Here is a 1,322-nt window from a genome sequence, read left to right as displayed (position 1 = left end):
CAGAACGCTGAAGCCGACGCGCAATCGCACGAACTCCGAGGCGCTGAGCGTGGAGAATCGCGACTTCTTCTCGTTCGGCGAACGAGAGGTACCGCCTCGACAACTGGGCCAGCTTGATTGAGGGCATGCCGCCACCCTCGCGGAACCACCTGTATCCCACTACCGGTGAAACACCTGCCTCTCTGCCGGCCTCTTCGCTCGACAGCCCCTGGGCGATTGCCCTCCAGAAGCGTTCTCGGTGCTCACGCCGCCCTACGGATGGACGGCCGGGCGATGACATGGGAGGGCGTCCAGCTCGGGCAGCCCGTCGACGATTCTTCGCACCCATCGCAACTCCTCAGCTTCGAGTGTTGCGACGACCCGTTGAATCCACCCTGGCTGCCGCGGTCCGAGTGGTACAGCGCAGGGGCCTGACGCCCAGCGAGCGCCATGTCGAGCGCGGAGAGGACCAGGTGGCGGTCGATGCGCTCCGCCATGCTCCAGCCCACGACACGGCGACTGAAGAGGTCCAGCACCACGGCCAGGTAGAGCCAGCCCTCGGCGGTCCAGATATACGTGATGTCTCCGGCCCAGGTGCGGTTGGGCTCAGGCGGCTGGAAGTCCCGAGCCACGACGTTGGGCGCGACCGGATGGGAGTGCTTGCTGTCGGTGGTCCGCACGAAGGGGCGCCTTCGACGGGCTGCAAGCCCCTGCTGTCGCATGAGGCGGGCCACGCGCTTTTCAGCGACGTGGTGGCCCCGCGCTCGCAGTTCTGCATGCACACGGGGACTGCCGTAGGTGCCGCGGCTCTCCTGGTGAATGGCTGCCACCTGCTGGGTGAGCGCACGGTCGCTCTTCTTGCGCTGCGACTCGGGCCTCTTCGCCCAGGCGTAGTAACCGGAGCGCGAGACGCCCAACTGGCGGCACAGAAATGCCACGGACAGGGAGGCCTTCTCCGCGTGGATGAAGCGGAACTTCACTTCATCTCCTTCGCGAAGAAGGCCGCCGCGTTTTTTAACAGCTCCTTCTCCATCTCCAGCTGACGGACGCGCTTGCGCAACTGCGAGAGTTCCAACCGCTCCTCGCTGGTGAGCGCGCCCGGCTTGCCCTTTCCCCGGTCCGTCCTCGCCTGCTCCACCCACTTGCGGAAGGCCGTCTCGGTCAAGTCCAAGTCCCGCGCTACCTCCGTGACGGACTTGCCCTCGTCCAGCACCAGCTTCACCGCCCCAACCCTGAACTCCGGGCTGAAGCTACGCCGCTGCCGCCTCTGCTTCTTCTCGCTCTCCGACATCCCACACCCTTCCATCACATCGGGGGTGTCCACGGAAGCGGGGGACTCTCAA

At 65.9% G+C, this 1,322-nt stretch carries 1 protein-coding gene and 1 pseudogene; both read right to left on the bottom strand.

Annotated features, from left to right (window positions below):
• A partial coding sequence (locus tag D7X74_RS43470) for a helix-turn-helix domain-containing protein (RefSeq protein ID WP_158622379.1) occupies positions 1-127 on the bottom strand: 127 nt, incomplete at its 3' end.
• Positions 128-374: 247 nt separating this feature from the next.
• A pseudogene (locus D7X74_RS44740) lies at positions 375-1,270 on the bottom strand (IS3 family transposase); the annotation flags it as partial.
• Positions 1,271-1,322 lie beyond the last annotated feature (52 nt).

The organism is Corallococcus sp. CA047B, from assembly GCF_003612065.1.
GTDB classification, from domain to species: Bacteria; Myxococcota; Myxococcia; order Myxococcales; family Myxococcaceae; genus Corallococcus; species Corallococcus praedator.
Note: the sequence above shows the minus strand (reverse complement) of the source record. Positions and strands in the feature narration are given on the sequence as shown.